The 21,342-nt window shown below is 66.1% G+C and carries 22 protein-coding genes; 7 read left to right on the forward strand and 15 right to left on the reverse strand.

The genetic code is table 11. From position 1 onward, the window contains the following. Positions 1-171: 171 nt before the first annotated feature. The 3 genes from V9F06_01310 to V9F06_01320 form a co-directional block, all read right to left on the reverse strand. Positions 172-414, reverse strand: coding sequence for a type II toxin-antitoxin system HicB family antitoxin (locus V9F06_01310; protein MEI2616259.1), 243 nt, complete (start codon positions 412-414; stop codon positions 172-174). Continuing rightward, entirely contained in the window at positions 411-674 is a 264-nt protein-coding gene (locus tag V9F06_01315; GenBank protein ID MEI2616260.1) for a type II toxin-antitoxin system HicA family toxin, read from the reverse strand. The genes V9F06_01310 and V9F06_01315 overlap by 4 nt, the downstream gene beginning before the upstream one ends. Before the next feature lie 71 nt (positions 675-745). Continuing rightward, positions 746-4,240: a vitamin B12-dependent ribonucleotide reductase gene (locus V9F06_01320; protein ID MEI2616261.1), complete on the reverse strand. Its 3,495-nt coding sequence runs from the start codon at positions 4,238-4,240 to the stop codon at positions 746-748. A 465-nt stretch (positions 4,241-4,705) separates the two neighbouring features. On the opposite strand from V9F06_01320, the gene V9F06_01325 reads away from it, so the two are divergent. Beyond that, positions 4,706-5,011 (forward strand): cupin domain-containing protein, encoded by a 306-nt coding sequence (locus tag V9F06_01325; GenBank protein MEI2616262.1) that lies wholly within the window; start codon positions 4,706-4,708, stop codon positions 5,009-5,011. 1 nt (position 5,012) lies between these two features. On the opposite strand, the gene V9F06_01330 is transcribed toward V9F06_01325, so the two are convergent. From V9F06_01330 to V9F06_01355, 6 genes are all read right to left on the reverse strand, one after another. Continuing rightward, complete coding sequence (locus V9F06_01330; protein MEI2616263.1) at positions 5,013-6,005, reverse strand: cation diffusion facilitator family transporter; 993 nt, start codon at positions 6,003-6,005, stop codon at positions 5,013-5,015. 431 nt (positions 6,006-6,436) lie between these two features. Beyond that, positions 6,437-8,716 (reverse strand): GAF domain-containing protein, encoded by a 2,280-nt coding sequence (locus V9F06_01335; protein ID MEI2616264.1) that lies wholly within the window; start codon positions 8,714-8,716, stop codon positions 6,437-6,439. Continuing rightward, the gene (locus V9F06_01340; GenBank protein MEI2616265.1) at positions 8,658-9,536 is read right to left on the reverse strand and encodes an ECF transporter S component; all 879 of its coding nucleotides are present in this window, start codon (positions 9,534-9,536) and stop codon (positions 8,658-8,660) included. Before V9F06_01340 ends, V9F06_01335 begins: the two co-directional genes overlap by 59 nt. Continuing rightward, a complete protein-coding gene (locus V9F06_01345) occupies positions 9,533-10,117 on the reverse strand; it encodes a GNAT family protein (protein ID MEI2616266.1) in 585 nt (194 codons plus the stop codon). Before V9F06_01345 ends, V9F06_01340 begins: the two co-directional genes overlap by 4 nt. A 56-nt stretch (positions 10,118-10,173) precedes the next feature. Further along, the gene (locus V9F06_01350) at positions 10,174-10,653 is read right to left on the reverse strand and encodes an ankyrin repeat domain-containing protein (protein ID MEI2616267.1); all 480 of its coding nucleotides are present in this window, start codon (positions 10,651-10,653) and stop codon (positions 10,174-10,176) included. Between the two features lie 181 nt (positions 10,654-10,834). Beyond that, complete coding sequence (locus V9F06_01355) at positions 10,835-10,963, reverse strand: hypothetical protein (GenBank protein ID MEI2616268.1); 129 nt, start codon at positions 10,961-10,963, stop codon at positions 10,835-10,837. 26 nt (positions 10,964-10,989) lie between these two features. On the opposite strand from V9F06_01355, the gene V9F06_01360 reads away from it, so the two are divergent. The 3 genes from V9F06_01360 to V9F06_01370 all read left to right on the forward strand — a co-directional run bounded on the left by V9F06_01360 (position 10,990) and on the right by V9F06_01370 (position 13,026). Next, positions 10,990-11,319: a hypothetical protein gene (locus V9F06_01360; protein MEI2616269.1), complete on the forward strand. Its 330-nt coding sequence runs from the start codon at positions 10,990-10,992 to the stop codon at positions 11,317-11,319. After that, positions 11,300-12,403 carry an amidohydrolase family protein gene (locus V9F06_01365; protein ID MEI2616270.1) on the forward strand — a complete coding sequence of 368 codons (1,104 nt, stop codon included), beginning with the start codon at positions 11,300-11,302 and terminating at the stop codon, positions 12,401-12,403. Before V9F06_01360 ends, V9F06_01365 begins: the two co-directional genes overlap by 20 nt. Positions 12,404-12,468: 65 nt before the next feature. Next, positions 12,469-13,026, forward strand: coding sequence for a hypothetical protein (locus V9F06_01370; GenBank protein ID MEI2616271.1), 558 nt, complete (start codon positions 12,469-12,471; stop codon positions 13,024-13,026). An 83-nt stretch (positions 13,027-13,109) separates the two neighbouring features. On the opposite strand, the gene V9F06_01375 is transcribed toward V9F06_01370, so the two are convergent. Next, entirely contained in the window at positions 13,110-13,421 is a 312-nt protein-coding gene (locus V9F06_01375) for a hypothetical protein (protein ID MEI2616272.1), read from the reverse strand. A 62-nt stretch (positions 13,422-13,483) separates the two neighbouring features. Then, entirely contained in the window at positions 13,484-14,785 is a 1,302-nt protein-coding gene (gene dgt / locus V9F06_01380) for a dNTP triphosphohydrolase (protein MEI2616273.1), read from the reverse strand. Between the two features lie 347 nt (positions 14,786-15,132). On the opposite strand from dgt, the gene V9F06_01385 reads away from it, so the two are divergent. Both V9F06_01385 and V9F06_01390 read left to right on the forward strand, forming a co-directional pair. Beyond that, positions 15,133-16,026, forward strand: coding sequence for an SMP-30/gluconolactonase/LRE family protein (locus V9F06_01385; GenBank protein ID MEI2616274.1), 894 nt, complete (start codon positions 15,133-15,135; stop codon positions 16,024-16,026). An 84-nt stretch (positions 16,027-16,110) separates the two neighbouring features. Continuing rightward, positions 16,111-16,608, forward strand: coding sequence for a DinB family protein (locus V9F06_01390; GenBank protein ID MEI2616275.1), 498 nt, complete (start codon positions 16,111-16,113; stop codon positions 16,606-16,608). 64 nt (positions 16,609-16,672) lie between these two features. Here the strand turns inward: V9F06_01390 and V9F06_01395 are convergent, their stop codons facing one another. Both V9F06_01395 and V9F06_01400 read right to left on the reverse strand, forming a co-directional pair. Further along, on the reverse strand, positions 16,673-16,969 hold the full coding sequence (locus tag V9F06_01395) for a MoaD/ThiS family protein (protein ID MEI2616276.1): 297 nt from the start codon (positions 16,967-16,969) through the stop codon (positions 16,673-16,675). Then, positions 16,966-18,081 carry a hypothetical protein gene (locus V9F06_01400; GenBank protein MEI2616277.1) on the reverse strand — a complete coding sequence of 372 codons (1,116 nt, stop codon included), beginning with the start codon at positions 18,079-18,081 and terminating at the stop codon, positions 16,966-16,968. Before V9F06_01400 ends, V9F06_01395 begins: the two co-directional genes overlap by 4 nt. A gap of 400 nt (positions 18,082-18,481) precedes the next feature. On the opposite strand from V9F06_01400, the gene V9F06_01405 reads away from it, so the two are divergent. After that, complete coding sequence (locus V9F06_01405; GenBank protein MEI2616278.1) at positions 18,482-20,110, forward strand: D-aminoacylase; 1,629 nt, start codon at positions 18,482-18,484, stop codon at positions 20,108-20,110. 5 nt (positions 20,111-20,115) lie between these two features. On the opposite strand, the gene V9F06_01410 is transcribed toward V9F06_01405, so the two are convergent. Then, entirely contained in the window at positions 20,116-20,634 is a 519-nt protein-coding gene (locus V9F06_01410) for a hypothetical protein (GenBank protein MEI2616279.1), read from the reverse strand. Positions 20,635-20,706: 72 nt separating this feature from the next. Next, positions 20,707-20,928, reverse strand: coding sequence for a hypothetical protein (locus V9F06_01415; GenBank protein MEI2616280.1), 222 nt, complete (start codon positions 20,926-20,928; stop codon positions 20,707-20,709). Between the last annotated feature and the right edge of the window lie 414 nt (positions 20,929-21,342).

The raw sequence follows: 21,342 nt of genomic DNA on the forward strand, positions 1-21,342 counted from the left end.
CAGCCTGTCAAATAAGGTTGTGGCAATTGTACGGTGTGAGGGACGGGGCGGCCTGTCGAGCGTTGGCCCGTGCCCCCGGTCGTGACTTCCAGCACCGCTAACTCAGGAATGAACCAATCGCAACGGGCGCGACAAGCGGGCTGGCGATGTGGCCGCAGACGGCGCCGGGCGTCAACGAACGGTGAGACTCCGCACCTCGGCCGGGTGATCCTCAACCGGAATAGGAAGATGCCGGGCGATGAGGGCTTCCAGATGCCCTGAGATAGCATCCTCAGCCATCTCAAAAGCTTCGTCAGCAGTCGTGCCAAACGTCATGATCCCTAACGTCGGCACGTTGGCCAGCCAGGTCTCGCTCTCCGCGTCCCATGTCACGATTACGCTGTAGCGGCGGGGTGGTAGTAACGTGGTGTTCATAGCAAGTTCCTGAACTCCTCTTCGGTCAGATTCGCTTGCTTGAGGATCGAGCGGACAACTAGCAGGGGAACGTCGCGACCTGAATGTACCGGGATGGTGACAATTCCCGGCTTGTAATCATGAGAAAAATGCTGGTGGCTACCACGGGTTCGCTCCAGATGCCACCCGTCGCGACGTAATGCCCGGATGAGCTCCCGAGCAGTTAATTGTGGAAGTTTATCACCGGCCAGTGGGGGCCACCTTTGTGACAGCTCTCTCATCACGTCGTGGGGTTCCGATGCTGGGCTAGCCCTCACACGAGGACCAGCCCAGCATCGTGGCGTGCTTCAGGCTACGAACAGCCCAGGCTGTTGCCGCAGTTGAGGCACTTGTAGCAAGCGCCGTTGCGGACGGTGATGTGGCCGCAGACGTCGCAGAAGGGGGCGTCGCCCATCATGCCGGCCAGTTGCTGGCTAACGCCGCCGTCGAGCACTGGCGCGGTCTCGGTGGCGATGCTGGCCTGCGGCGCGGCGGCGGCCGGCTGGGACTCGGCCTTCGGCGCGGCGTGGCTGCCGTTCTTGTGGCCGTTGCCGTTGCCGTTCGTCAGCGTCATTCCGCCGTTGGCCGGCGCGGGGGCTGGCGACGTCGGCGCGGGCGTCGGGGCGGCGGACGACTTGACCTCCGGCGGCAGCATCTCGCCGAAGTTCGTCGCCGATTCCTGCGGTGGGATCTGGACGAGGTCGGTCCGGCCAAGATACTCCAGCCCGAGGACGCGGAAGACGTAGTCGATGATGCTCGTCGCCATCTTGATATTCGGGTGGCCGTCGACCATGCCCTGCGGCTCGAAGCGCGTGAAGGTGAAGGTGTCGACGAACTCCTGCAGCGGCACGCCGTATTGCAGACCCTTCGAGACGGCGATGGCGAAGCAGTTCATCAACGAGCGCATCGCTGCGCCCTCCTTGTGGAGGTCGACGAAGATCTCGCCGAGCTGCCCGTCGTCGTACTCGCCGGTGCGCAGGTAGATCTTGTGGCTGGCGACGCGCGCCTCCTGGGTGAAGCCGCCGCGCTTGGCCGGCAGGGTTCGGCGTGTCGGGCGGAAGCCGGTCGTGACGGTGCGTGGCACGCCACCCTGCGCCGGGTCGATCTGCCCGATAACCTTACGCATCTCTGCCAGCTCGGTTTTCAGCCGGGCGATCTCCGCCTTCTGCTCGTCGGCTGCCGCGTCTTCCTTCTTGTCTGACGTGCTGGAGAGCGGTTGCGAGAGCTTCGAGCCGTCGCGGTAGAGCGCCATCGCCTTGATGCCAAGCCGCCAGGATTCGTGGTAGGCGTTCTCGATGTCGCGGATCGTCGCCTCGTTGGGCATGTTGATCGTCTTCGAGATCGCGCCGGAGAGGAACGGCTGTGCGGCGGCCATCATCCGGACGTGGCCCATGTAGTGGATAAAGCGCTGGCCGTGCTTGCCGCAGCGGTTGGCGCAGTCGAAGATCTGAAGATGCTTATCCTTCAGGTATGGCGCGCCCTCGACCGTCTGCATGCCGCAGATGGCGTCGTTGGCCTCGTCGATCTGCTGCTGGCTGAAGCCGATTGCCCGCAGCAGGTTGAAGCCGGGCTTCGACCATTGCTCCTTCGTCAGCCCCAGCCGGCCGAGCGCATCCTCGCCGAGGGTCCAGACGTTGAAGGCGAACGGCAGCTCGAACACCCCCGGCAGCGCCTTCTCGACCTTGGCGATGTCTTCCGCGTTGAGCCCCTTGGCCGCCAGCGACTCGCGGTTGATGTGCGGCGCGCCGTCGAGGGTGAGCGTGCCGAGGACATAGCGCATGATGTCGTCGATCTGCGCCTTCGGATAGCCAAGATTCTCGAGCGCCGGCGCGACTGACTGGTTGGCGATCTTGAAATAACCACCGCCGGCCAGCTTCTTGAACTTCACCAGCGCGAAGTCTGGCTCGACGCCGGTCGTGTCGCAATCCATCAGCAGCCCGATCGTGCCGGTCGGGGCCAGCAGCGTCGTCTGGGCGTTGCGGAAGCCGTGCTCGGCCCCGAGCAGCAGCGCGCGATCCCAGGCATGGCGGGCGGCTTTCAGCAGGTCGTCCGGGCAGAACTCCGGGTTGATCGCCACCGGCAGGACCGAGAGCAACTCGTAGTCGCTGGCCGGCGCATTCCAGGCCGCGCGACGGTGGTTGCGGATGACCCGCAGCATGTGTTCGCGGTTCTCGGCATAGCCGGGGAACGGGCCGAGCTCGCGCGCCATCTCGGACGAGACGGCGTAGGACTCGCCGGTCATGATCGCAGTCAGCGCCGCCGAGATCGTGCGGCCCTCCTCCGAGTCGTACGGCAGGCCCATCGTCATCAGCAGCGAGCCGAGGTTGGCGTAACCGAGGCCCAGCGTGCGGAAGATGTACGACAGCCGGGCGATCTCGGCGCTGGGGAACTGGGCCATCAGCACGCTGATCTCCAGCACGATCGTCCAGAGTCGGATGGCGTGCCGGTAGTCGTCGAGGCGGAACGTATTGGTCTTGGTGTCGTAGAACGTCATCAGGTTCAGCGAGGCGAGATTGCAGGCCGTGTCGTCGAGGAACAGATACTCGGAGCACGGGTTGGACGCGTTGATTCGGCCCGATGCCAGGCTGGTGTGCCAGTCGTTGATCGTCGTGTCGAACTGCACGCCCGGGTCGGCGCAGGCCCAGGCCGCCTCGCCCACCTGCCGCCACAGGTCGCGGGCCTTGACCGTGCGCGCCACTTTGCCATTTGTGCGCCAGGTCAGGTTCCAGTCACCGTCGTTCTGGACTGCCTTCATGAACTCCGAGGTGACGCGGACGGAGTTGTTCGAGTTCTGGCCAGAGACAGTCGCGTAAGCGTCGCCGTTGAAGTCGCTGGAGTACCCGGCCGCAATCAGCGCGGCGACCTTCTTCTCCTCCTCGACCTTCCAGTTGATGAACGTCTCGATATCCGGGTGATCCATGTTGAGGACGACCATCTTGGCCGCTCGGCGGGTCGTGCCGCCCGACTTGATCGCGCCGGCCGCCCGGTCGAACACCTTCAGGAAGCTCATCAGGCCCGACGACGTGCCGCCGCCAGAGAGCGGCTCCCCCTCGCCGCGCAGCTTCGAGAAGTTCGAGCCGGTGCCGGAGCCGTATTTGAACACGCGCGCCTCGCGGGTGGCCAGATCGAAGATGCCGCCATCGGAGACGAGGTCGTCGTCGACCGACTGGATGAAGCAGGCGTGCGGGGTCGGGCGCGAGTATGCGTCGGCGGACTCGCGCAACTCGCCGCTGAGCGCGTCGACGTAGAAGTGGCCCTGGCCCGGGCCGGTGATGCCATAGGACCAGTTCAGGCCGGTGTTGAACCACTGCGGCGAATTGGGCGCGGCCATCTGGTGGACGAGCATGTAGCGCAGCTCGTCCTCGAACGCGGCGGCGTCGGCCTCGCCGGCGAAGTAGCCATGCTGCTCGGCCCACCAGCGCCACGTGCCGGCCAGCCGGTCGATAACCTGCTTCGCAGAGCGCTCTGGCCCGAGCTGCGGCGATCCGTCGTCGTTCAACAACGGGTTGCCCTGCGCATCGCGCTGCGGGACGCCGGCCTTGCGGAAGTACTTGGAGACCATGATATCGGTCGCGATCTGCGACCAGTTGGCCGGGATCTCGGCGTCCTCCATCTCGAAGACGACCGAGCCGTCCGTATTGGCGATGCGCGAGGTGCGCCTGGCCCACTCGATGCTGTCGTAGGGGTTGGCCCCGGTAGTGGTGAAGCGCCGCTCGACACGCAACCCGGCGCCCTTGCGCTCGTGGGCAGTTGGGCGAACCAGTGCGTAGACGCGAGTGTTAGCCAGACGAGTCGAGTCAACCACCATGAACGATCTCCTCACAACTGGCGCGCAACCTGCCGGGCGCCACCGCTAGCGTCGCGTCGCATTCGCGCGACGACCGGGAACCGAATCTGCCTTGATCAGGGGGAGCGCCAACTCTGGCAAGAAACCGCTCGCCTCGCGCCACGCCTCCCGGCCGGCCGCAACGTCGGAGTGTCCCCCGGGAATCGCCACGCAGCTCGCGCGATCCATTCGCGATAGCATATCTGGTAGAGCGCGACCCACGCCACCGCAAGATGTAGTGTACAACCGCCCGCGCCGCCCGTAAAGACGTGACACGGAGTCATCGCCCATCAGAGTGTACGTACACTCTATCCACTTCCAACGTCGCGCGCAAGTGGGAATTGTCGCCCGCTGATGACTCGCCGGCCCGAAGCCAGCGCGGGCGGGTCTGGCGGGGTTGTCGTATCCTGCCGGCATTCGTGAAATGAAGGAGAGTCAGGGCCACCGATGAGCAGCGAGACGACCAATACCAGGCCGGCCGCCGTGGCGACGCGGCAGATCGAGAACGAGCGGGTGATTGTGACCGAGTGGCGCTTCGCGCCGGGGGCGCACACCGGCTGGCACCGGCACGAGTACGACTACGTCGTCGTCCCGATGACGACCGGTCGGCTGCTGCTGGAGACGCCGGATGGACAGCTGACGGCGGATCTCGTGGCCGGCCAGTCGTACACGCGCGGCATCGGCGTCGAGCACGATGTCATCAACGACAACGATAGCGAGTTCGTCTTCGTCGAGATCGAAATCAAGGCGTAGGTCAGTGCCGGTGGCCGGCGTGGGCCGGCGGCGCGGCGCGCTCGACCCGCGAGCGGCAGGCCAGCACGCCCTCCGGCGAGTCGAGCGAGCAGCCACGGAACGCGTCCGGCAGCGCGCCGACGGTCTCCGGCTGCAGCGTGATGTGGCCGACGCCGAAACGGTCGGCCAGCAGGTCGGACGCCTCCGGCAGGAGTCGGTCCCAGTCGCTGCCGGGCGCGACCTCGACGTGGGCGCTCAGGGCGACCAGGCCCGAGGTCACCGTCCAGACGTGCAGGTCGTGGATCCCTTCGATCCCGTCGATCTCGCCGAGCGCGTCGCGCACTGCCGCCGGGTCAATCTCTGGCGGTGTCGCCTCCAGCAGCACGTCGACCGACTCACGCAGCAGTCGCCAGGCGTTCCAGAGCACCAGCAGCCCGATCCCAGCCGAGAGCAGCGGGTCTGCCAGATACCAGCCGGTCGCCAGCATCACCAGCGCGGCGACGATCGCGCCGGCCGAGCCGAGCATGTCGCTGATGACGTGGAGAAACGCGCCACGGGTGTTGAGGTTGTGGTGGTGGCCACCGCCACGCGAGAGCACCCAGGCGCTGGTGGCGTTTGCCAGCAGGCCGGCGATGGCGACGACGAGCATCGGGCCGCTGTCGACCTCAGGAGGCGCGCCGAGGCGACGGATCGCCTCCCAGAAGATGAGGAGTGAGATGGCAATCAACGCCGCCGCGTTCGCCAGCGCGGCCAGCACCTCTGCCCGCAGATAGCCGAACGACCGCGTCGGAGTCGCTGGCCGCTGCGCCAACCAGATGGCGAACAGCGCCAGCGCCAGCGCGGCGACGTCGGTCAGCATGTGGCCGGCGTCGGCCAGCAGCGCCAGTGACCCCGTCAGCAGCCCGCCGGCCGCCTCGACCACGAGGAATATTGCGGTGATCGCCAGCGCAATGGCCAGCGGTCGACGCTCGACTCGCTCGGCCGGCGCATGCTCTGAGTGAGGCTCGTGGTTCACTGTGTCCAGCCCCTTCCCGCCTCGTCGGATGCACGATTCGCGCCATGCGCCGCGCTCGAGGAGTTCGAGGCGATCCAGACAGACCTCGCGGTCATCAGCGACGATTGACACACGCTGTTCGGCCTCGCATTGCCAACCGGGGGGGAGGGCGCCTGCGGGCGCCGGACAGGCCGGGTCCTGTCCCTACGAAAGCCCTGCGCCACCGCCGCTCCCCTCATCTCCCCGACGACTGATACGCGCTCCACCGTCTCGCATTGCCAACCGGGGGGGAGGGCGCCTGCGGGCGCCGGACAGGCCGGGTCCTGTCCCTACGAAAGCCCTGCGCGACCGCCGCTCCCCTCATCTCCCCGACGACTGATACGCGGCGCACCGTCTCGCATTGCCAACCGGGGGAGGGCGCCTGCGGGCGCCGGACAGGCCGGGTCCTGTCCTTACGAAAGCCCTGCGCGACCGCCGCTCCCCTCATCTCCCCCTCTCCCAGCATTGGGAGAGGGGGCAGGGGGGTGAGGGCCGTCCACCGGCAACCGCACCGTAAACGTCGCCCCCTCGTCCACGGCGCTGGTGGCGGTGATATCGCCGTGGTGCGCTTCGACGATCTGGCGGGTGATGAACAAGCCGAGGCCGCGACCGGGGGCGTCGCTGGACGCGACGTTGGCGCCGCGGGAAAAGGGTCGGAACAGCGCCGGCAGATCGGCAGCCGGGATGCCGACGCCGTAGTCGGCGACGGTCAGGACTGCCGCGTCGCCATCGCGGGCAAGGCGGACATCGACCGGCCTGTCGGGCGGCGAGTACTTCAGCGCGTTGTCGAGCAGGTTGAGGACGACCTGCTCCAGCCGCAGCGGGTCCCACTGGCCCGGCAGCTCCGGCGGTAGATCCAGCAGGATGCGGTCGCGCGATGCTTCGGGCAGCGTTCTGGCGACGCCAGAGACGAGGGCGGCGAGGTCGATCAGCTCGGGTCGGAGCGCGATCCGGCTGGTCTGCATCCGCGAGACGTCGAGCAGGTCATCGACCAGCCGATCGATCCGCGCCGCCTGTGTGTCGATCGTGTCCAGCGAGCGCGCCGCGCGGTCGAGATCGAGGCGGCCGGCCGCGTGCAGCTTCAGCAAGAGTTGGGCTGTGCCCTTGATCGCGGTCAGCGGCGTCTTCAGCTCGTGCGAGGCGATGCTGATGAAGCGATCCCGCAGCGCCAGCGCCTGCTCGGCCTGCCGCAGCGCCTCACGCTCGGCGGTGACGTCGAGGAGAATGATCAGGTGACCGGAGAACTCGCCGGACTCGAAGACCGGCGCGGCAATCCGCCGCAGCGTCTGGTCGGGCGCGCGGAGCTGAAAGTCATCCACCAGCACTTCATTGCGCGTCAGCCGGGTGGTATTGATCAGCTGCAGGAATCGATCTGGCTCGCCACCCCAGCGACGATGCTCTAGCTGGCCCGCCAGCTCTGTCCACGACCGGCCCAGCCGCAGCTCGCCCTTCGGCAGCAGGTGAAGCGCGTCGGAGAGTGGCGAGTTGGCGAACGCCAGCCGGTCTTCCCGGTCGAAGAACAGCACACCCATCGGCGCGTGCTCCAGAATCGCCTCCAGGCGGGAGCGTATCTGATCGAGCGCGTCACGCAGCTCGATCTCGAACCGGTAGCGCGTCGCCAGCTCGATCGGCCCACTGATGATCGTGCCAACGGTCTGGAGCAACAACAGATCGGTGTGGCGGAACGCGCCGGCCGCCTCGGCCACGAGCTGGAGGAGGCCAAACGGCTTGCCATGCCAGACGAGCGGGATCGCGAGGTAGGAGCCGGGAAGCTTTCGAGAAGAGGGGAAATGCCCCCGGCGCGGGTCAGACGCCACGTCGTTGCTGAGGATCGGCTCGCCCCGCTCGACCACGAGCCAGCCGAGCCCGACCCCACGTGGCCGGCGATTTCCGTGGCTGTCGGAGACGAGCGGGTTGTGCGCCGCGCGGACGACGAGGTCGTCACCCTCGACCAGCGCGATCAGCCCGCCGGTGAAATCCAGCACGGTGGCCAGGCGGGACAGCGTCTCGCGGAGGATCATGTCCAGATCGGTTTCGCCGGCCACGGCCACGGCGATCGAATGCAGAAGCGTCATCTCGCGGGCGTGCCGGGTCAGCTCCTCTTCCATCCGGGCACGCTCGACGGCTGCGGCGATCCGGTCGCCGACCTCGCGCAGCAGGCGCGTCTCGTCGGGGGAGAATGCGTGCTCCTCGCCGAGGTTGTAGACGAGGACGCCGAGCGTCCGGCCGGCGGCGACCAGTGGCACGGCAGCCGAGGCATGGATGCCCATCCGGTCGGCAAGCTCCAGGCTGAACGCGATCTCCGGTGGCGCCTCGGCTCGCGAACCGATCGTCACTACATCGCTGGTCAGCAATGCCAGGGTCGACATCGAGGGGATGTCGAGCGAGATATCACGGACGCGCTCGAGGACGTCGGGCGGGTAGTTGACGGTGTAGGCCGGGCGGGCGACGAGCTGGTCGAAATCCGTGAAATAGACTGCCGCGCTCGTCGCTCCGACTTCGGAGACGAGCGCGTCGAGCGCGGCGCGGACGACGATCTCCGGCCGCGATTCGAGGACGAGCGCGCGGCTGAGCCGGGCGAGCAGCCGCGCAACGCCGTGCTCCAGCGCGTCACGTCGGTCGTCACCGCGTTCGTCAACCATTGGCGCGAGCTCTCGCTGGCTGCGGCTGCGGATCGATCGGCGCGCTGTCATCGACGGCGATCCACGGGCGCCAGGTGAAGCGATCGCGGTAGCGATCGAGCAGGCGAACGAGCGGCCGGCCAAGCGCCAGGATGAGCGCGACGTTGGCAGCGGCGCGGAACGCATCGTAGAGCAGCGACGTCGTCAGATAGAACCGGCCATAGGCGGCCAGCGCCTCCCCGACGCCCATGCCGGGAACCCAGTAGAGGCCGGCGCTGGTGTCCAGCCCCGGCGCAGCCCAGGGCCACTCGGTCAGGTTCAGGATCGCGCCATACAGCAACCCCCAGGCAGCGCCGAACGCCGCCAACCGGAGGATCTCGGCGCGATCGCCCGGCTCGCGCCCGCGCGGCAGCCAGGCGGCGGTGAGACCGACCCAGCCCGCGCCAAGCATCTGGTAGGGCAGCCATGGCCCGACTCCGCCGGTCAACAGCGCGGAGACGAGCATTGTCAGCGCGCCCATCAGAAAGCCCAGATCCGAGCCATAGGTGAAGCCGACCAGGATGATCAGCAGGAAGATCGGGGAAGCGCCCAGCAATGTCGGAACCAGGCGCAACGTCGCGTCGATCGCAACGAGAGCGCCGAGCAGCGCGACCATCCGCGACGCTCCGCGCGTCCCGGCGGCCGACTCCTGAACCACCAGCAGCAGCGCCACCAGGCAGCCGATTCCCAACGCGGTGAACACCAGCTGGGCTTCGAGACCACTGCGCCCCGCCTGACCACCCACTCCGGCCAGCGCCGGCAGGAAGAACGGGTAGAGGAACGACGAGACGCCGAGCAGGCTGATGATGGCGATCAGGATGCGTGATGAGCTCCTGCCTCCACTGCTGCTCATCTCGATACATCCGGCGCAAGCACATGCGAAAGCACCGGGCTCTCGAACTCGGTCGCGAGGCAGTCCATGTAGATCTCGTCGTAGTAGACGCCGTTGACCCTGTCGGATTGACGGCGGCGGCCGAACTCGCGGAACCCTGCCTTCTGATAGGCGCGGACGCCGGCCGGGTTGTACTCCGCGACTCTCAACATCACGTTATGCATCCCGAGCGCGGTGAAGGCGTAATCGAGCATCAGTCGCGTCGCCTCGGCGCCGTAGCCCTTGCCGCGCGCGTCCGCCTCGCCGATCAGGATGCCGAACTCGCAGGCGCGGTAGCGATATTCAATGTCGAACAGGTCGGTCGTGCCGATCGGCCTCTGCGTCTCGCGCTCGTAGATCGTGAACCAGCGCGCCTCGCTGGATACCTGCCCGTCGAACCAGCGCGTCTGCTCCTCGATCGTCACTGGTTGCAGCGAGTTGCCGAACGTGATCTGGATCGCGAAATCATTCCGCCAGCGCGCATAGAGCGGGATCAGGTCACGCCGCAACGGTCCGAGGGCCACGCGCTCGCCGATGATGTTGAAAATTGGCTGGTCCGCCACGGCGAATCCTCTCGGTCGATGGTCCAATGATAGCCCGTGGTATGTGCCCCACGTCATCAGCCGATCGACGGATTGGCCCCACGGGCAACGAGGAGACGAGTGATCGCGTCGCCACCACCGTCTGCCGCCAGGTCGAGCGGCGTGTGGCCGTTGGCATCGCGGGCGTTCGGGTCAGCTCCGACCGCCAGCAGCAGCCGCGCGCTGTGCAACGCCCCGAAGCGCGCAGCCAGCGCCAGCGGCGTGTATCCATCCGCGCTCCAGCCGTCGATCTGGCCGCGCGCGCCCTGCAGGAGGATCGCCAGCCGATCGGCCTTGTCCATCGCAGCGGCAGTGAAGATGTCCAGCCGCGCACCCATATCGGCGAGCGCCTGGGCTATCCGTGGGTGACGGAAGTAGACCGCCAGACGGACAACCGGCACACCGTCCTCCTCGGTATCGATCAGCTCCGGCGACAGCGACGCGATGGCCCGCACGCGATCCTCATCGCCGGCCTTCACCGCGTCGATCAGCTGCTGCTCGGTATAGAAATCCCGCATCGTTTCCTCTTCAGTGTATCGCCCATCAGACCCAACAGATGATACCGGGCGAGACGAGGCTCGTCCCCGATCGTCGTACACTGCCCCGAGGGATTGGTACGCGAGAGGAGTGAGGCATGGCTGGAATAGACGTCTTGATCCGCGGCGCGAAGGTGGTGGACGGGTCGGGGAACCCGTGGTTCTACGGCGATGTCGCCATCGCGGGGGACAGGATCGCGGCGGTCGCGCCGGCCGGCAGGATCGACCCGGCCAGCGCGGGCGAGGTGGTCGAGGCGGACGGGATGGTCGTCTGTCCCGGATTCATCGACATCCAGTGCGCACTCGATCATCCCGCTGATGCGCGACGGGCGCTGCCTGTCGAAGATCACGCAGGGGGTGACGACCGAGATCATGGGCGAGGCGTGGACTCCGGCGCCGGTCGGCGGGCGTTTCACCAATCCGATGGCCGGCCGCTTCTCGACGCTCCCCGGCATCGACGAATGGTCCGAGCGGGCGCGCGACTGGACGCGGTTCGCCCACTGGCTAGAGGCGTTCGAGAACCACGGCGTCTCGCCGAACGTCGGCTCGTTCCTCGGCGGCGGCACGCTGCGCCGCTACGGGCGAGGCATGGACGTCGGGCCATCCGGCGACGATGAGATCGACGACGATGCAGCGGGTGATGGATGAGGCGATGGCGGACGGCGCGTTCGGCGTGTCCTACGCGCTGATCTACCCGCCGGACGTCTTCGCCGACACCGGCGAGGTGGCCGACATCTGCGAGGTCGTCGGGCGCTACGGCGGCGTCTACATCACCCACCTGCGCTCGGAAGCGGACATGTTCCTGGAGGGGCTCGAGGAAGCGATCGAGATCGGCAATCGCTCCGGCGCGGCGGTCGAGGTCTACCACCTCAAGGCGGCCGGCCAGCGTAACTGGCCGAAGATGGCGCAGGCGATCGCCCGCATCGACCGCGCCCGCGCCGAGGGGCTGGACATCACCGCCGACATGTACCCCTACGAGGCGGCCGGCACCGGCCTGACCTCGGTCCTGCCGCCGTGGATCGCCGAGGGCGGCAAGACCTACGAGAACCTGCGCGACCCGGAGGCGCGGGCGAAGATCCGCGCGGCGACCGAGAAGCCGGACGGAACCTGGGAGGCGATGGGTGATCTGGCCGGCCCGGAGGGGGTCATGCCCGTCTCGTTCGCCAAGCCGGAGCACCGTCACTACGCGGGGATGCGCCTGTCGGAGATCGCCGCCGAGCAGGGCAAGGATTGGATCGACGCCGCGATGGACCTGCTCATCTCCGAGGAGCAGCGCATCTCGACGATCTACTTCATGATGAGCGACGACAACCTGCGCCTCCAGCTCCAGCAGCCGTGGATCAAGGTCAGCTCCGACGCCGGCGGCATGGGCCCCGAGTGGGCTGCCGCCGACGGGCCGACCCATCCGCGCGCCTACGGGACCTGGACCCGCGTGCTGGGCCACTTCGTCCGCGACGAGGGGGTTATCGAGCTGGAGGACGCCATCCGAAAGATGACGTCGTCGGTCGCCGACCGGCTCAGCCTGCGTGATCGCGGCCTGCTGCGCGAGGGCATGCTGGCCGACGTGGTCGTCTTCGACCCGGAGACCGTGCGCGACAACGCCACCTTCACCGACCCGCACCAGCTCTCGACCGGCGTCCGCGACGTCTGGGTCAACGGCGGCCGCGTCCTGAAGGACGGCCAGCACACCGGCGCAACGCCGGGCCGCTTCGTGAAGGGGCCGGGGGCGTAGGGGAGCAGCCCCAGAATTCATAAGCGCGGCAGGTAGAAGGATGCCTACCAGCTAGGAGAAGTACGGTGCCAGCAGTTGTCATCAGCGTCTTGGCTCTGCTCTTCTCGGTCAGCAGCTTTTGGTGGATGTACTGGAGACGGGGCAATCTCCACGTTGGGCCGCCACGTAGTTATGGTGCGTATGCCAGTGCTGATCGGCAGATGGTCCTCTATTTGCCGCTTGTCTTCTACAATGATGGACCTATACCCATCATGATCCAAAATCTCCGCTTGACGTTCATCAACGAAGCCCCTGATAGACCACTGGGGTTCGTCGCTACGATTCACAAATTGATTTCGAGCGACGACCGTCGGCTGGCGGTGCAGTTTCCAGTACGTGGGCGTGAGGCGCTATCGCTCATTTGCGAGTTTCAACGCCGCCCAGCGCCTTTCCTGTTTCAGGAGGGTAGCTACTGGATCCGCCTTGAAGCACAGCTCTGGGGTAAACGCAAGCGAGATGCGTACTGGGAAGATCTTGTTACGTTCGAGCTGAATATTTCGGCCCAAGCAGCCACTCAAGCTCCGGAGGTCGCCGTTGCGTATGACAATCTTAGAGAAACGCTAGAGCGGAATCTAAGTACTTAAAGGGCCTTACACACTTATCGCAAGCAGCATCCTCGTGAGTCAACTGAATATCAAGACCGAAAAAGCGACGAGCTGCAACCCCGTCACCGTCCCCAGCAAACGTTCATAGTCATTGGCCAGCCGTCGGAAACAGGACAGCCAGGCGAACGACCGGACCACCACTCAGCGGCGCGGCAGCAGCACCGGCGCACGAAGCAGATCGGCGACGACCATCGCCAGCCGCTGATCCCAGCGATCGGAGAATAGCCCCGCGACCCATCGGTCGCGACGGTCGAGTCCGTCAGCCGGTAGACGTGCAGCGGCAGCGCCACGACCAGCGCGAGGTCGGCAGCGATCGAGATCAGCCCGGCCAGCCCGAGCAGGCCGAAGTCGCGGACCCGCAGCAGGGCGAACACCCCACCTCCGGTCGTTCGGAAAAGGCCAGGGATCATATCACAGCGAATGGAACGAGGAACAACTAGAGGAGATCGAACGCGGAACCCTGAGCGATGCCGGTCAGTCGCTGGTACGTATCAACAACCTGATGTTCGGTCATCGACGCAATCAGGTCGATCACAAGACGTGTGCGCTCGGCATCGTCCGCAGCCTGCTCCAGAAGTTCGCGGTAGTATGGAGGGAAGAGCGTATAGCGCTTGTTTTTCCCACCGGAGGTAGCGTGTGCGTCGTCGCGCAGCGTCTCGAACAACGTCCGGATCATCTTCCGCTGTCCATACTGCTGCGTGGCGAGTGATTCCCGCTCAATAACATAGTGCCAGGTAAGTTGCTTCAACATCGCAACTTCGAGCTCAGCCCGCGGGGCAATCGCAAGGTGCAGGTGACCGTTGTCAACGACCGACCACGTCATCGCTCCGATGTACCGTCCGATGAGCGTTGATGTCCAGCCACGGAGAAGGGCACGTTGCTCGCGAGTACCCGCGTATGGTTCTAATAGAGGGATGACTTCTGTGAACTCATCAAGAACCTGAGTTATGTTTGTCTCACTTTTCCCTAGAGACAAAGCGCCCGTGCGGGCATCGAGCAGGCGACGCCGTTCCGCTTCATCGGTCGCAAGACGATCGAGAGGTATGAGCCCAGCACGGTAAAAGTCCTCAACGTCATGGACAGCATATGCAATATCGTCAGCCCAATCCATGATCGAGGCTTCCGGGCAAGGCTGAGCAGAACCGTCCCACGAGTCATCCGGGCGAACCCAGCGTGCGAGCTCCTCCTCCGAATGATAGGCACCCCATTTGAACCGATTGGATCCAGCGGTAGGACGAAACCACGGATACTTCAAAACGGCATCCAGCGTAGCGCGTGTGAGATTTAGTCCATCTGCGCCTGTGGTGCGAACTGCGAGCTTCGCCAGGATGCGAAACGACTGCGCGTTGCCGTTGTAGCCATCATGATCGTCGCTACTGGTAGCAAGCCGGTCTAATTCGGCTTCTGCTATATGCCCGAATGGCGGGTGCCCGAGATCGTGGGCAAGCGCCGCCGCTTCAACAACGTCCGGATCGATTGGACACGCACCATGAGTGCGAGCACTCACGATCTCAGCACAAATCTTTTCCGCCAAGCGCCGTGCGACCTGGGCAACCTCAAGGGTATGTGTCAAGCGATTATGGACAGGAGGCCTCTCATTAGGCGAGACAACCTGTGTGATCCCCGCCAGGCGCCGAAAGGCTGTCGTGTAGAGGATTCGGTCACGATCACGCTGAAAAGGCGAGCGCTGATCGTCGGGAAGATCGTCATCGTAACGTCGCGCAGATCTCTCGGCCACCCTCGATCACGAGGCTGGCTTTGGAACTGCGGCAACCCGCCAGTTCGGCGTCAATACAATCGACCGCCGATCGAGAAGAAACCAGAGTGCGGCACGTGCAACATCCTCGCGGATATCGCTCCGCTTGCGCACAATCCTCACTACCTCACCGGGCGTATACGAGCCATTATGATCTCTGACAGCCTCAAGAATCATCTCTTCGGCCTCGGCTATAGTGCGTCCGCGCGTCACGCTCACATCAGACTCCAAATCCACCTAGCACGAACCACCCGAGTGACCACGGCACGGCTATAGTACAGCATTCGTTCGGTTTTAGTACTGTGCTGATCGCATCGAAGGGTACGCCAATGCAGATCAACCAGGACGCAGGTCTCTCAGCGCTGATCCGTGGCGAAGCCCAGCGCCTCTGCGGCGGATTCGCCTTCACCGAGGGGCCGGTCTGGGTGGCGGCGGATGACTGCCTGCTGTTCACCGACATCCCCAACAGCACGATCCATCGCTGGCGGCCGGGGTCGGAGGCAGCCGAGGTCTACCGCGCGCCGAGCGGCCATGCCAACGGGCTCACGCTCGACCGCGATGGCAACCTGCTGGCCTGCGAGCACTCCGGTCGGCGCGTCTCGGTCACGACCTACCGTGGCGTTGAGGTCCGCGCGATCGACCGTTTCGAGGGCCAGCGCTTCAACTCGCCGAACGACATCGTGGTCGATGCCAGCGGCGCGATCTGGTTCACCGACCCAACCTACGGGCTGACGATGCCGTCGATGGGCGAGCCGGGCGCGCAGAAGGAGATCGACGTCCAGGGGGTCTACCGCATCGCGCCGGACGGCGTCCTCACCTGTGTCACACGCGATTTCAGCCAGCCAAATGGGCTGGTGTTCACGCCAGACGAACGGCGACTCTACATCGGCGACTCGCACGACAAGATCATCCGGCGCTACCTGGTCGGCGATGACGGCACGCTCGACGCTGGCGAGCTGTTCGTGGACATGCGCAAGGCTGATGGCCCCGGCGCGCCGGACGGCATGGCGGTCGACGAGGCCGGCCGGCTCTGGACGACGGGGGTCGGCGGCGTCTGGGTGGTCGAGCCGGACGGCCGCTTGCTCGGCATCCTCGCCCTGCCGGAGAATCCCGCTAATCTCTGCTTCGGCGGGCCGGCCTACTCGACGCTCTACCTCACCGCCCGCGCCAGCGTCTACGCGATCGAGACGACCGTCCGCGGCGTCGCACCCGGCTCGCGCTGATCGGGCGCGAGTGGACCCTCACAGCGGCGGGAACCTGGGTGAGGATGGGTTCGTGCCTGAGCGCAACGGCGGATGGGAGAGCACGTGAACCACGATACGCGCGAGCAACTGATCGGGCAGTACGCGAACGGCTACGACATCATCGTCGAGGCGTTGCGCGACATCACCGCCGAGGAGATGGACGCGCGCGAGGCGCCGGGCGAATGGTCGCCGCGCGAGGTGATTCACCACCTGGCCGATTCCGAGATGACCAGCGCGATGCGGCTCCGCCTGCTGCTCGTCGAGGACAACCCGCCGATCCGCGGTTATGACGAAGCGGCGTTCGCCCGGCGACTCTGGTACGACCGACCGGTCGAGCTGTCGCTGGACGCGTTCCGTCTCGCTCGAGCAACGACCGTCCAGATCCTCGCCCGGATGAGCGATGCCGACTGGCAACGCTCGGCCATACACAGCGAGAGCGGGCGCTTTTCCGCTACGGACTGGCTGGAGAGCTACGCGGCGCACGCCCCGGAGCACGCCGACCAGATTCGCCGCGCGCGGGCTACGGTCACGGCCGGCGTGAGCACGACACGCGCCTCCTGAATCAGCAACGCGCGGCGTCGTCATGCTGGCCGGAGAGCATGACGACGTTCGCAGCCGGCGGGGCCTATCCGCCGGCCATCGCCCCGACGATCGAGAACGGCTCCTGGCCGGACGCGACGGCTGCCGGCAGTGGCGCGTCGGGCGGCTCGTGGGAGAGATCCTCGGAGCAGGCGAAGAAACGCAGAAACGGCCGGCGCGCCTGCGTCGCGTGGTCACGGACTGTTCCTCGCAGCATCGGGTAGTCCGCCTCGAGCGCGTCGAGGATGGCCCGCTGGGTAACAGGGCCATCGACAACCAGCTCGACCTCGCGGCCTACCTGGGCCAGGTTGCGCAGGTGGTAGGGCAGCTCGACGCGGATCATGGCAGCGTCTGCACTTCGATCGACGTCACGGCCGGCAGGTCGCGGACGATCGCGTTCCAGGTGTCGCCAGAGTCGGCCGAAGCGTAAACCTGGCCGCCTGTCGTACCGAAATAGACGCCGCATGAGTCGAGCCGGTCGACCGCCATCGCGTCGCGCAGGATATTGACGTAGCAATCCTGTTGCGGAAGGCCCTCGGTCAGCGCCTCCCATTCGTTGCCGCCGGTGCGGCTGCGGTAGACCCGCAGCTTGCCCTCCGGCGGGAAGTGCTCGGAATCGCTCTTGATCGGAACAACGTAGATCGTCTCCGGCTCGTGGGCGTGGACGGCGATCGGGAAGCCGAAGTCGCTCGGGAGATTGCCGCTGACCTCGTGCCACAACTCGCCGGCGTCGTCGCTGCGCATCACGTCCCAGTGCTTTTGCATGAACAGGACGTCCGGCCGCGTGGGGTGCATCGCGACGCAGTGGACGCAGTGGCCAACATCGGCGTTCGGGTCGGGCAGCTCGAAGTCGGAGCGCAGGCCCCGGTTGATCGACCGCCAGGTCTGACCGCCGTCATCGGTGCGGAACGTGCCGGCCGCCGAGATCGCGACGACGATGCGGTCGGGGTTGGCCGGGTCGAGGACGATCGTGTGCAGACACATGCCGCCCGCCCCCGGCTGCCAGAGGTGACCCTTGACATCGCGCAGGCAGGCCAACTCCTGCCAGCTCTGCCCACCGTCGGTCGACTTGAACAGCGCGGCATCCTCGACCCCGGCGTAGACAGTATCCGGCTCACTGAGCGAGGGCTCGAGGTGCCAGACGCGGTTGAACTCCCATGGGTGCTGGGTGCCGTCGTACCACTGGTGCGTGCCGGGGTCGCCGACATACTGGAAGGCGTTGCCGACTGGCTCCCATGTCGCGCCGCCGTCGTCGGAGCGCTGGATCGTCTGGCCAAACCAGCCGCTGGACTGCGAAGCGTAGATACGGTCCGGGTTCACCGGCGAGCCTTTGAGGTGATAGATCTCCCAGCCGGCGAAGAGCGGGCCTTGCACGTCCCACGCCTGCCGCTGCTCGTCCGATGTCAGGATAAACGCCCCCTTACGCGTGCCGACGAGGACTCGTACTCCGGGCATGTGTCGTCCCTTTCGGTGAGGTGTGTCACGCGGCTCATCGAAGATTCGGGCGCCGATGGGTCGCGTACGTTCGCGGAACACGTCGCCGATTGTAGTAATAGGTTGACCGCCAGTCAACCTGTCCAACAGGACGGGCTGTAGCTGTCCGACCACGCAGCACGGGTTATCGCCGGGGGCAGCTGAACCGGCGCAATGAGCCCCCTCATGATCGAAGGATGTCCCGTCGTCGACCTCAATCTCGTGGGTAATCAACGAGACGCAGACTCGAGCGACGGACAAGGATCGCGCCCGTGGCCTATCTCGGTGTCATTCGCTTCGACCAGGTCAGCATCCTGACCCGCAAGTCGCGGCGGGTCGTTTACACTGCCACTGGTCGATAGAGTGTTGGAGGAGTGGGCAGATGGCGACGTACGATGCGCTGATTCGTGGCGGCAGGGTGATCGATGGGTCGGGCAACCCGTGGTTCTACGGGGATGTTGCGATCGCGGGCGGCAAGGTCGCGGCAATCGCGCCGGCCGGCAGGATCGACCCGGCGAGCGCCGGCGAGGTGATCGACGCCAGCGGGCATGTCGTCTGTCCCGGCTTCATCGACATCCAGTCGCACTCACTGATCCCGCTGTTCAGCGACCCGCGGTCGCTGTCGAAGATCACCCAGGGGGTGACGACCGAGATCATGGGCGAGGGCTGGACGCCGGCCCCGTTCGGCGGGCGGATCGAGAAGCCGCTCGGCGGCTACGACCGCGCGCCAGAGGGAATGGTCGAGGTCATCCGCGGCTGGACGCGCTTTGCCGACTGGATCGACTGGCTCAGCAACCGCGGCGCGTCGGTCAACTTCGGCTCGTTCCTCGGCGGCGGCACGGTGCGCGAGTACGTCAAGGGCTGGGAGATGGGCGACCTGACGCCCGCGGAGATGGAGCAGACCCGCCAGGTCGTCCGCGAGGCGATGGAGGACGGCGCGTTCGGCGTCGCGACGGCGCTGATCTACCCGCCGAACTCCTACACCACCGACGCCGAGCTGTACGCAATGTGCGAGGTGATCGCCGAATACGGCGGCGTCTACATCACCCACATGCGCTCGGAGGCGGACACGTTCCTCGAGGAGCTGGAGAAGACGCTCGACCTGCCACGCCAGACCGGCTGCGCGCTGGAGCTCTACCACCTGAAGGTCGGCGGCCGGCGCAACTGGGACAAGATGACGCGGGCCATCGCGATGGTCAACGCGGCGCGCACCGAAGGCCTGGACGTGACCTCGGACATGTACCCGTACATCGCCGGCGGGACCGGGCTGGCATCGTCGCTGCCGAACTGGGCAGCGGCCGACGGAAAGCTGATGGACAACCTGCGCGACCCGGTGATGCGGGAGAAGCTCCGCCACGAGCTGGTCGAGCCGACCGGCGGCTGGGAGGCGCTGGCGACGCTGGCCGGCCCGGAGGGGGTGCTGGTCACCGAGCTGACCGCCGAGCAGAACCAGCAGTACTCCGGCAAGCTGCTGGGCGAGATCGCCGACGCACGCGGCCAGCACTGGGCCGACTGTCTGATGGACCTTGTGCTGGAGGACGGCGACCACTGGATCAGCGCCATCTACTTCATGATGAGCGAGGTCAACCTGCCGCTCCAGCTGCAGCAGCCATGGATGAAGGTCTCGACCGACGCCCCCGGCGTCGATCCCGAGGTCGCCCGGGCGCACGGCCCGGTCCACCCACGTTCCTACGGCACCTACCCGCGCGTGCTGGGCAAGTACGTCCGGGAGGAGGGCGCGCTGGAGCTGGAGGACGCCGTGCGCAAGATGACCTCGGCGGTCGCCGACCGGCTGATGCTGCGCGACCGGGGATTGCTGCGCGAGGGGATGCAGGCCGACGTGGTCATCTTCGACCCGGCGACGGTCGGCGACAACGCCACGTTCGAGGACCCGCACCAGCACTCGACCGGCATCCGCGATGTCTGGGTCAACGGCGGCCGCGTGCTGCGCGACGGCCAGCACACGGGGGCCACGCCGGGGCAGGCGGTGTATGGGCCGGGACGGGGGTAGGGGGGTCAGGAAGACCGGGTTCGCCAGTTCAGGAACGCCGCCTCAGTCCGGTTAAGTTCGTCGACCCAGTTTCTCTTGAGCGGGATTGCACCGAACTCGGTGATGGCGAGGCGGATGATTGCCTCGACAGAGACACGGCCGGTTGGAATGTGGATCTTGTGGAAGTCCCGTGGGCGAATCGGTGCGTCCTGGGCGATGATCGCACTTCCGGCGTGCAGGTGGGGAAATGTGACAACGCCATCGCCTTCGGCCTCGGGAGTCCAATGAAATGTCAGAAGTTCGGTGTGGTCATCAGACCGCAGGTCGTAGAAGTACTCAACTATCTGGATCTTGTAGGGGCCGCGAGGATCTGAAGGTTCTTCGGTCTTGATGATGCGGACCTGTTGCCCGACGGACATGTACACGGGCAGGATACCGGCTGCCGTTCGCAAGCGCACCGGGTTGAGATCGTTCAGCAGAACGGAGTAGATCGTCCCGACCTCGTATGTATGCTGGCGCGACGCCGTGAGGCGTTCCTGCGTCACGCAGTTCAATGCGCTTCTGAGTGGATCGATAAACTGCTGAAACGCGGCGTTGGGATTCCGGCCGGCCACGGCTCAGGCGTCGGTGAGTGGGATCAGCATCGCGACGCGGCGAACCTCGGAGCGATCAGGATCGGGGATCCGGCCGGCGCGATACTCACGCACGAACACCTCGCCGCTCATGCCAAGGTACTTCCGCGCCTGACGGTCGAGAATCTCGCGTCCCTCCTCAGAGGAGACATACTTCATCCCGCGATCTGTGCTGGTGAATGATCTCGATGGATACCTGATCGCCATGTTCTCCTCCTCTCGCTACGCTGCACTAGTAGCGTAACACCGGTCAGAATTCGACACCAAAGTACGGCGCAGGCCGCTGGGGCCGATTGATGGACAGATATCCCGCGCCTCACCGCCGGACGCAGACATACGCTGCCAACGTCCCTGAGGAGCGGTCGTCGGACTGCTGGATGGCGAAGCCGGAGCGTTCGAGGATCTGGGTGTATGTGCTGTGCTCGGCGCGAGTGAGACGACAGGCGGGATCAGGGTACTCGTCGCCAGCAAGAGCACACTCAGCCGGGGTGGGGCGTTGGCGCTCCTTGCAGGTCAGACGGCCGCGGCTACCACAAGGCGGCGGACAGGGCCGGGCGGGGCCGAGCGCAGATCCACGACGCGGCCTGACCGCAGCCGAGCGGAGGAGATCCTTCGCTGCGG

Source organism: Thermomicrobiales bacterium (assembly GCA_037045155.1).
GTDB lineage: Bacteria > Chloroflexota > Chloroflexia > Thermomicrobiales > CFX8 > JAMLIA01.

Coding starts and splice junctions, on each gene's coding strand:
- V9F06_01310 (MEI2616259.1), bottom strand. CDS start 414: ATGAACACCACGTTACTACCACCCCGCCGCTACAGCGTAATCGTGACA.
- V9F06_01315 (MEI2616260.1), bottom strand. CDS start 674: ATGAGAGAGCTGTCACAAAGGTGGCCCCCACTGGCCGGTGATAAACTT.
- V9F06_01320 (MEI2616261.1), bottom strand. CDS start 4,240: ATGGTGGTTGACTCGACTCGTCTGGCTAACACTCGCGTCTACGCACTG.
- V9F06_01325 (MEI2616262.1), top strand. CDS start 4,706: ATGAGCAGCGAGACGACCAATACCAGGCCGGCCGCCGTGGCGACGCGG.
- V9F06_01335 (MEI2616264.1), bottom strand. CDS start 8,716: ATGACAGCGCGCCGATCGATCCGCAGCCGCAGCCAGCGAGAGCTCGCG.
- V9F06_01340 (MEI2616265.1), bottom strand. CDS start 9,536: ATGAGCAGCAGTGGAGGCAGGAGCTCATCACGCATCCTGATCGCCATC.
- V9F06_01350 (MEI2616267.1), bottom strand. CDS start 10,653: ATGCGGGATTTCTATACCGAGCAGCAGCTGATCGACGCGGTGAAGGCC.
- V9F06_01355 (MEI2616268.1), bottom strand. CDS start 10,963: ATGTCGATGAATCCGGGACAGACGACCATCCCGTCCGCCTCGACCACC.
- V9F06_01360 (MEI2616269.1), top strand. CDS start 10,990: ATGCGCGACGGGCGCTGCCTGTCGAAGATCACGCAGGGGGTGACGACC.
- V9F06_01365 (MEI2616270.1), top strand. CDS start 11,300: ATGCAGCGGGTGATGGATGAGGCGATGGCGGACGGCGCGTTCGGCGTG.
- V9F06_01385 (MEI2616274.1), top strand. CDS start 15,133: ATGCAGATCAACCAGGACGCAGGTCTCTCAGCGCTGATCCGTGGCGAA.
- V9F06_01395 (MEI2616276.1), bottom strand. CDS start 16,969: ATGATCCGCGTCGAGCTGCCCTACCACCTGCGCAACCTGGCCCAGGTA.
- V9F06_01400 (MEI2616277.1), bottom strand. CDS start 18,081: ATGCCCGGAGTACGAGTCCTCGTCGGCACGCGTAAGGGGGCGTTTATC.
- V9F06_01405 (MEI2616278.1), top strand. CDS start 18,482: ATGGCGACGTACGATGCGCTGATTCGTGGCGGCAGGGTGATCGATGGG.
- V9F06_01415 (MEI2616280.1), bottom strand. CDS start 20,928: ATGGCGATCAGGTATCCATCGAGATCATTCACCAGCACAGATCGCGGG.